The 9,084-nt window shown below is 31.9% G+C and carries 8 protein-coding genes; 6 read left to right on the top strand and 2 right to left on the bottom strand.

The window, feature by feature from the left end; all coding sequences use genetic code 11:
• Positions 1–849: 849 nt before the first annotated feature.
• Positions 850–1,530 (bottom strand): fibrillarin-like rRNA/tRNA 2'-O-methyltransferase, encoded by a 681-nt coding sequence (locus ACKI67_RS05485; protein WP_407462421.1) that lies wholly within the window; start codon positions 1,528–1,530, stop codon positions 850–852.
• Between the two features lie 99 nt (positions 1,531–1,629).
• Entirely contained in the window at positions 1,630–2,862 is a 1,233-nt protein-coding gene (locus ACKI67_RS05480; RefSeq protein WP_407462420.1) for an NOP5/NOP56 family protein, read from the bottom strand.
• A 273-nt stretch (positions 2,863–3,135) separates the two neighbouring features.
• Here ACKI67_RS05480 and ACKI67_RS05475 point away from each other — a divergent pair, with 273 nt between their 5' ends.
• From ACKI67_RS05475 to ACKI67_RS05450, 6 genes are read left to right on the top strand one after another with little or no spacing between them, the layout of a single operon-like run.
• The gene (locus tag ACKI67_RS05475) at positions 3,136–4,041 is read left to right on the top strand and encodes a dihydroorotate dehydrogenase (RefSeq protein ID WP_407462418.1); all 906 of its coding nucleotides are present in this window, start codon (positions 3,136–3,138) and stop codon (positions 4,039–4,041) included.
• Positions 4,042–4,084: 43 nt separating this feature from the next.
• A complete protein-coding gene (locus tag ACKI67_RS05470; RefSeq protein WP_407462417.1) occupies positions 4,085–4,894 on the top strand; it encodes a dihydroorotate dehydrogenase electron transfer subunit in 810 nt (269 codons plus the stop codon).
• Between the two features lie 53 nt (positions 4,895–4,947).
• Positions 4,948–6,033, top strand: a complete 1,086-nt coding sequence (locus tag ACKI67_RS05465) for an AI-2E family transporter (protein ID WP_407462416.1) — start codon at positions 4,948–4,950, stop codon at positions 6,031–6,033.
• Positions 6,034–6,058: 25 nt separating this feature from the next.
• A complete protein-coding gene (locus ACKI67_RS05460; protein ID WP_407462415.1) occupies positions 6,059–7,978 on the top strand; it encodes a DNA polymerase domain-containing protein in 1,920 nt (639 codons plus the stop codon).
• Positions 7,979–8,038: 60 nt separating this feature from the next.
• Complete coding sequence (locus tag ACKI67_RS05455) at positions 8,039–8,425, top strand: putative zinc-binding protein (RefSeq protein ID WP_407462414.1); 387 nt, start codon at positions 8,039–8,041, stop codon at positions 8,423–8,425.
• A gap of 34 nt (positions 8,426–8,459) precedes the next feature.
• Positions 8,460–8,852, top strand: a complete 393-nt coding sequence (locus ACKI67_RS05450) for a hypothetical protein (protein ID WP_407462413.1) — start codon at positions 8,460–8,462, stop codon at positions 8,850–8,852.
• The last annotated feature ends 232 nt before the right edge of the window (positions 8,853–9,084 follow it).

Genomic DNA, 9,084 nt, shown 5'->3' with positions numbered 1-9,084 from the left:
TTTTTAATTTCTATTTTTTCAAAAATTATTCTCTTATTTTTTCCCTTATTTTCTTATATGGATTTAAAATTTTTTCCTTTAGTTTTTTTAATACTTATTTTATCCTTTTAATTGAATAATAATTAAAAAAAGTATTACTTTTTTACAAAAATTAATAGTTCTTTCTTATTTTTGAAAATAAAGTAAAATTAGTAATATTTTGTTAAAATTTTTAAAAAATATATTAAAAAAGCGTTAAAAATAGTTTATTTTTAAAAAAAAGTTCAATCCTCTAAGTTAGTTAATTATGGAGTGTTTTTATGAGTGAATTAACTCAGAGGATATTTTTATGAACTCTTTTTTTATTGCATTAGCAAATATATATTTGTTATTTTCTTATATAAAAAGGTTTCACTAGTAATACTTTTTTGAACTTGTTCGTATTATACTAAAGTTTTTATTTTTTCTTAAAAATCCTATAAATTATGGTAATTTTTATCAAGTTTGTATCAATCACTTGCATTAGTTTTATTTTATCTTTTTAATAATTTTTATCAATCTTTTTTTTAAAACATCTACTGTATATTATTATTTTCATCAATGGTTTTAGCATAAAAGTAATACTTGCAAAAAATAGCTTAGGATTGCTTAAAATTCTAATTATTTAATTAAAAATAGTTGTATGATTATTTGGGGTAATGTATATTTCAATTTTTTGATAATTCCTTAGCACGTATGATTAAATGAAATTTTTTTATCGGATGATTTATATTTCATTATTTTGACAAAGAAATGACTGTTTCAAGCTAAAATATTGGCTATGTATGGTTTTTAAAAAAGTTTTTTATTCAAAAATGATTGTATGTTCTTTTAAAAAGATTTTTCTACAAGAAAAGCTATATGGTCCTTTTCATAAGGTTCTAGTTTAATCTTTTCCAAAATAGAATAACCATTTTCCTTTATTTTTTTTGCTTCATCTTTGAATATTTTTTTAGGTTTTTGAACAACATCAATGCTTCTTGCTTTAATGGTAATCAAGCCTTGTCCGTCTTCCTTTAGGAACAGATTCATATTGTCCATAAAGAGTTCGCTCTGTTTCTCTTGAGCCACATCACAGTAAACCAAGTCCACTTTTTCAACCTTATTCAAATAATATTTTGGTTTGGTTGCATCAGCAAGTATTGGTGCGATATTATTTCTTTTTTGGGATAGCCTGACCAATTTTTTCATGCTGACTGGTGAAAACTCTACCGCATAGATTAATCCGCTGTCACAAATGTCTGATATGTGAGATACTGTTGTTCCTGTAGATGCACCTAAATATAAGACTTTTGAATCATTTTTCAAATCGAAATCTTGCAGTCCATTCAATAATGCAGCAGCCAATTTGGATCTGCGAGGATTCCAAATACGATATTCCTCGACATTTTCTGCAGGTGTTTCATTATTGTCAGCATTTTCTCCTTCTCTTATTAGCTTTTCATCATAAACCTTAATTCCAGGAGTTAGATTTTTTGTGGCTATCTCACCATCTTTATAGAATATGTTCATTGTTTCACTCTTTATAAATATGAATTGATATGATATTTAATAATATAGGATATTGAAATAATTGAAAAATTCAAATTCTAATGAATTGTCAATTATTAACTATTTTCTTCTTCTTTTTTTATTTTTCTTGTTCTTCTTATTTCCTTTGTACTTTTTGGATTTTCCCTTTCCTTTATCCCTTTCACTTCTTCTTTCGTTAGCCCTTCTTTGGCTGGTTTTTTTAGGGAAAGGATTTTCCTTTTCAATCTGTTCAACCTTTTTCAAGTAGTCTTCTGCAATGCTTGGATCATATTCTCCAGAGAACACATCTTTCCTAACGGCTAATGTGATTTTTAAAGCCAAGTTTCTAGCTATTTTTCCTCTATTCCACCATTTTGCACCACGTACACTTGGGTGTTGGAATATCAAACCATGTTTTGGTGGGCGTTCTCCAGTTTTCAAATGCCTGAATATTGCCTTTTCAGCACCCATTATCTGAATGACACTTGCAGGATAAGTGGCTAATCTTTTAATGCTTCCAATATGTGCTATCAGTTTTGCACCAAGTGTTGCACCTAATAGGTCTCTTAAGTTTGGAGCGATTGCTTCCATTTTAGAATCAATATAAGTTTCAAGTTCCTTCCTTGATTTTTGAAGGGAATAAATAGATTCAGCAAAGCTTTTCAACATTTTCAAATCGTCTTCTTCGATATCTGCTCCGCTGCTGTAATCTATGGCTTCGATAAATTGATCTGTGAAGTTTTCCATAATGTCTTCCCTATTTTCACTTAGGGCAATCAATTTAATGTATGTTTCATTACTTCCTATTGTATCCATTTCTGGGAAATAGATTGTGTACCAGTCACGAATACGTTCGACTAGTTTGCTGATTGATTCATCAATGTCATCTACAGAGTTTATTGCTTGAATCAAGAGCTTGTCCTCTTCCTGTGATGATTGCTTAATCTGTTCAATAGCCAATCTTTCATAATATTCGATAATTTCTTCTTCACTCTTTTCAAATCCAATCTCTTCGAAAACTTCATTGAGATGATTTCTTAAGTATTCTCCACCTTTGTTAGGACTTTCAGTTTCAATGATTTCATAGTTTTCAAGTTCCTTGTATTGAGATTTTCTTTTGGTGGTTTCTATGATGATTTTATTTTCATCAGATGATTCATTAGAAATTAATTCATTGATTAATTCGATTTCTTCATTTAAAATCTCATTCTCTTCTATTTTAATAAGATTTGAAACTATTTCATCTTCTTTGAATAATTTGTATTCAGCTATTTCAAGATTTTCATCAAATGCAATAAATCCTGCAATGCATTGTGTAATATAATATTCCATAATTCTATTTTAATTTTTATTTCTAATATATTTTACATTATTTCCTCATGATTTTCCTTGATTTTTGATATTTTCTAAAAAAAGTGATGAATTTTTTTATAAAAAATCAAACATTTTATATTTAATAGTTTTCATATATTAAAATAGTATAAAATTATATACACTATATTTATATAAATATTTCAAATTTAATTTAAATTTCATACAAACTATTCAAATTAAATCTTATAAATTAAAGAATTATCTTTCTTATGTTTTTATTGGAGGTTATTCATGTTAAAAACAAATTTATGCGGTGTCAGATTAAAGAATCCATTGATGCTTGCTGCAGGTGTATTAGGTAGCCATGCATCTTCTCTTAATTGGATTTTAGAATCTGGTGCTGGTGCAGTTGTATCTAAATCATTTTCTAAAGACCCTAATGATGGTTATAAGAATCCAACTACAGTTGCTGTAGAAGGAGGAATAATCAATGCTATCGGACTTTCAAGTCCTGGTGTAGATGCCTTCAAAGAGGAATTAGAAGATGTCAATCGTGTAAAAGGCAGATCAATAGCTTCTATTTATGGTGCAAATCCAGAAGAATTTGCATATGTTGCAGGAAAAGTGGAAGATTTGGTTGATATGATTGAGCTAAATGTTTCATGTCCTCATGCTATGGAAGGTTATGGTGCTTCCATCGGTCAAAATCCTAAATTGACTTTTGATGTTGTAAAGGCAGTTAAAGAAGCGGTGGATGTTCCAGTTCTTGCAAAATTGACTCCAAATGTAACTGACATTTCTGAAATAGCAGTTTCTGCGGAAAATGCTGGAGCAGACGGTTTGACATTGATCAATTCATTAGGTCCTGGAATGAAAATTGATATTGTAACTGGAAATCCGATTCTCGCCAATAAGTTTGGTGGAATGAGCGGACCGGCAATCAAGCCAATTGCAGTACGCTGCGTATATGACGCATATGAAGCGACAGATATTCCTATTGTTGGTGTCGGAGGAATACGCAATTATGCAGATGTAATAGAGTTTTTATATGCTGGTGCAAGTGCTGTTCAGATTGGAACTTCAATCATGTATGAAGGTCCGGAAATATTTGGAAGAATCTCTTCTGATTTGGAAGAGTTCATAGAGGATAGCGAATTTGATTCAATAAATGATATGGTAGGTTTTGCTCATAAATAATGGCCATAGTTTAGGCTTAAGTTTTCTAAGGTTTGGTGATAGAATGAATGTACCTCAAGTTATAGAGATTAAAAAGATTATAGAAGAAACTCCTACAATCAAGACTTTTATTTTTGATTGGACTATGGTTGGTGAGAATATTCCTACTCCTGGACAATTTGTCATGGTGTGGAATTTTAAGGATGAAAAGCCAATGTCCGTTTCATATATTGATGTTCATAAAGGTGAATTTGGAATAACTGTCAAAAAAGTTGGTGAATTCACAGAAGACCTTCATTCACTTAAGGAAGGTGACAAGTTAGGTATTAGAGGACCATATGGAAATGGTTTTGACACCGATTTGAAAGGCATGAGAGTCTTGGCTATTGGTGGAGGAGTTGGAATGGCTCCGATTGCATCATTCACTGAAGAGGCTTTAAAGAAAAAGGCTATCGTAGATGTCGTTTGCGCTGCACAAACTAAGGATGAATTGTTGTTTGATGAACGTTTGAAAGCAAGAGGCGCAAAAGTTTACACTTGTACTGATGACGGATCCTGTGGTTTCAAAGGATTTGCAACCCATAGGGTTTTACAGCTAATTGAACATAAGGAGTATGACTGGGCTGTTGTTTGCGGTCCTGAAGTAATGATGAGACCATTATACGGAAGTTTGGAAGCTCATATGATTGAAGGGGAATATTCTATGGAACGTTATATGAAATGTGCCATAGGTGTTTGCGGCCAATGCTGTGTTGATAAAACAGGCTGGAGAATATGTGCAGAAGGACCTGTATTCTCATCTGACCAAGTGTCTAAAATCGTAGAGTTTGGTAAATTCCATAGAACTGCTTCTGGATTAAAGCAGTATTTCTAATTTAAATAGAATTAATAGTAATGATTTAACAAAATAATTTATTTAATGATAACATGTTTAATCTTAGTGAAAGTAAATATGGCTTGCATATAGTAATTATAATAATCCTCTTATTATTGTCATTACTTACTGTCATGCCTGTATTGAATATGATATTGCTTGGAGCAATGATTGCATATGGTATTAAACCAGTTGCGGATAGGATTCAATCAAAAATCAAGATTCCTTCAATCTCCATATTTCTGGCAATATTTCTGGTGATCATTCCATTGATATTGCTATTCGTATATGTGTTTTGGGAAATAGCAGTTTTTGCAGATATGTTTTTCAGTTCTCATAATCTTTCTATAAGTTCTGGCATTGATTTGAATTTGGCCATTACCACATTTGTCCAAGCATTGCCTGTAGAGATTCAAGGATTCATTAAACCTTATATCGGTGCCTTAACCAATGGAGTGCAGGACATTTTAACATATGTATTCAATTATGCAGTGAAAGTCATAAGGAATTTTTCAGATGTATTGGTTAAATTATTCGTACTGATCTGTTCAATCTATTATTTCACTCGTGATGGCGATAAGATAATGGAGCATCTTTTTATATTTATACCAGAAAAGCACAAGGCTTTCTTTGAAAGAACCTTAGATGATGTTGCAAATGTTTTAAAATCAATATTCTATGGTCACTTCTTAACTGCAATCGTCATCGGTATTTTAGGTGGTGTAGGTTATTATTTATTAGGATATAAATTTGCATTGTTTTTAGGAATTATAACTGGTATAGCTCAATTGATTCCTATTATTGGTCCTTGGATAGTTTATTGGGTTTTGGCAATTTATGCATTTTTTGCAATTGGAGATATCACTCAAGGAATCCTTACTATATTATGGGGTTTTGTATTGAGTTTGAGTGATATGTACATTCGTCCAATGCTTGCAAGTAATTATGCAGATATGCCTTCCCTAATCCTTTTAGTAGGATTTATGGCGGGGCCTTATGTTTTCGGTATTGTTGGATTTATAATTGGGCCTTTGATTTTAGGAATTGCATATGCAGTTATAATGTCTCTTAAGGAAGAGCTTGAAAAGGACAAATCAGAGATGGAAGAATTGGAAAAAGATGAATCTGATGATTATTAGATAATAAAAATATTCGGTTGATAGGATGGTAAAAAGAAATATTGTTCTTTTGGATATTGATTACATTACTTATGAAGAAAAGCCAGTAATGCGTTTATTCGGTAAGGTAAAAGGAGAAAAATCCAATGATTTGATTGCATTGGATGACAGTTTCATCCCTTACTTGTATATTTTGCCTTCTGGCGATATTGACAAATGTATTGATGATTTGAAAGAGCTTGAAAAGAATGGGGATTTGGAATTTACAAAACTTGAAAAGGTAGAGAAAAAGGATTTTCAAGTTCCTACTGAATTTGTTAAGATCAGTTTCACCCATCCTCAGGAAGTTCCAAAATATAGGGATGTGATTTGGGATTTGGATTCCGTAAAGCAGTTAAGGGAACATGATATTCCATTTTACAGAAGATATTTGATAGACAATGCTTTAGTCCCTATGGCTGAATTGGAATTGGAAGGGGAATTGATTGATTCCTTCGAAACCATTGATGCAGAAGATGATTCTCTTGAAATTCTCAAATTGACTAAAAGTCCTATAACCGCAAATACAGACTTCCAGCAATTTAGAATGATGAGCTTTGACTTGGAAGTTCGTAACCCTCATGGAATGCCTAATCCTGATGAGGATGAAATCATCATGATTGGAATCGACAGCAATGTAGGGGTAAGAAAGGTCATATCCACAAAAGGGGACGAATTTGAGAATGACCCTGAAATGTACTTTATAGAAAAGGTCGACAGCGAAAAGGAAATGATTGAAGCTTTCATCAAAACAGTTAAGGAAGCGAATGTTGACATCATTATCGGATATAATTCTGATGTATTCGATTTCCCATATCTCAGAGATAGGGCAAAGATTTGGGGCATCGATTTGGATTTAGGTGTTGACGGATCCAATGTCAAATTTATCAGAAGAGGTTACAATAATGCAGCTACATTTAAAGGCCTTCTTCATGTTGATTTGTATTTGGTGATGAGAAGATACATGTCTCTTGACAGATACACTTTGGAAAGGGTTTACTTTGAGTTCTTTGGTGAAGAGAAGATTGATGTTCCCGGAGATAGGATTTATGAATTCTGGGACAATGGAGGAAGGGAACTTAAGAACCTATTCAAATATTCCCTTGATGATGTTGTCTCCACTTTGAAGATAGCTCAAGAAACATTGCCTTTGAACTTAGAATTGACCCGTATAGTTGGACAGCCTTTTGTTGATGTGACTCGTATGGCTACAGGTCAGCAGGCGGAATGGTACTTGGTAAGAAAGGCTTATGAAGCCAATGAAGTTGTACCTAACAAGCCTAACATGACCATGAAGAACATTAAGGAAAGAGGCAGCAATTCTGGAGGTTATGTAAAGGAACCTGAAATCGGATTGCATGAGAATTTGGTTCAGTTCGACTTCAAAAGCCTGTATCCTACTTTGATTATTTCAAAAAACATCTCTCCAGATGTTTTGGTAAATGATAATGTTTCATACAATTCCAAGTTTGAAGATTTTGAAACAGGCTATGATGAGATTGACAATCTTAAGGAAGAGGAACTATCTTCTGAAATGGATAATGATGAGGAGTATTTTATTTCACCTGAACATTATTTCAAATTCAAGAAAGAGCCTCAAGGATTCATTCCATCTGCATTGGAAGACATCCTGAACGAAAGATTTGCAGTAAAGAATAGGATGAAAGCTACTGATGATCCTATCCTGAAGAAGAGTTTGGATGTACAACAGCAGGCATTGAAACGTTTGGCTAACACAATGTATGGAGTTTATGGATTCTTAAGGTTCCGTTGGTATTCATTTGAATGTGCTCAAGCTATTACTGCATGGGGACGTCAGCATATTAAAAAGGCTATGAAAGAAGCTGAAACTTATGGTTTTAAGGCAATTTATGCAGATACTGATGGTTTTTACGCAAAATACGTTCCTGAAATGAAGAAGGAATAGTTTAAAATTTAATATTTATTATATGACAAATGATTATAATCTAAAAAAGGAAGTGTTGTTATGGAAGAGAAAATTGCTTTGGCAGCATGTAGTGGTATGAGTCCAAATGGATTAGTGGCAAGAGTGGCAGTTCATGACTTAGCTATTGATGATGTGGAAATATTATCCATTTGTATGGGTTCAACTTCTGCAAATGTCACAGGTTTTAAAAGAATGCTTGACAAATATCCGATTTTGGCAATCAATGGTTGTGAAGGAAATTGTGTTGGAAAAATATTGGAACAGAAAGGAGTTCAGATTATAGATGAACTTAATGTTGGTGATATTTTAGCTGAAACAGAATACAAGGCAAATGATGCTGCAAGATTGGATGATGAAGGGGAAATCTGTGTAAAGATAGTTAAGGATGTTATTGTAAATAAGATCAATGAACTTGAATTAAAATAATTTAGGTTCTTATTTTTTTTCTTTTGGTGGTTATATGGTAAAACCAGTAAAGATTCATGACAATAATCTATGGGACAAGTTTGTAAAGGACTGTGAAAATTATTTTGCAGTTTTAAGTCCAGGTACCAAAATTGCTTTCTTTGTCGGTGAAACAGATAAGAATTTTCTCTTGATTGAAAGGAAAGAGGGAAATATTGATTCAAAATTCAATGTAAACAGTTCCCTTAATATGATGGAAACAGATCTTTTCTTTACAGTTGCAGAAGAGGATGCATCTGAACTTTTGGATGATGCAAGTAAGCTTTCCACTTTCATTAAGGAAGGAAAGCTCGGAATATTCTGTTTGGTTGATGATGTTGTCATGGCAGAAAAAGGTCTCGATACATTATTGAATGACTTAGGTTTTGCACCTTCATGTGCAATTTAATTTTTTTATTTTTTTTCCACTATTTTTTTAAATTATTTTTTTTAATATTTTTTAAAAAATTTTTTTATAATTTTTTTCTTGTATTTCAAAATTATTTTTTTTAATTTTAAAATTTAATAATTTTTTAATTTTTTAGTTTTATCACAATTTTTAATTTTCAAAAAATCATTTTTTCATTTTTGCACTACTTTGCTATTTTCATTGTGTTATATCTACATCTCAACTTATCAAT

The sequence above is a fragment of the Methanobrevibacter sp. genome, assembly GCF_045577275.1.
In the GTDB taxonomy this organism is placed as follows: domain Archaea; phylum Methanobacteriota; class Methanobacteria; order Methanobacteriales; family Methanobacteriaceae; genus Methanobrevibacter.
Note: the sequence above shows the minus strand (reverse complement) of the source record. Positions and strands in the feature narration are given on the sequence as shown.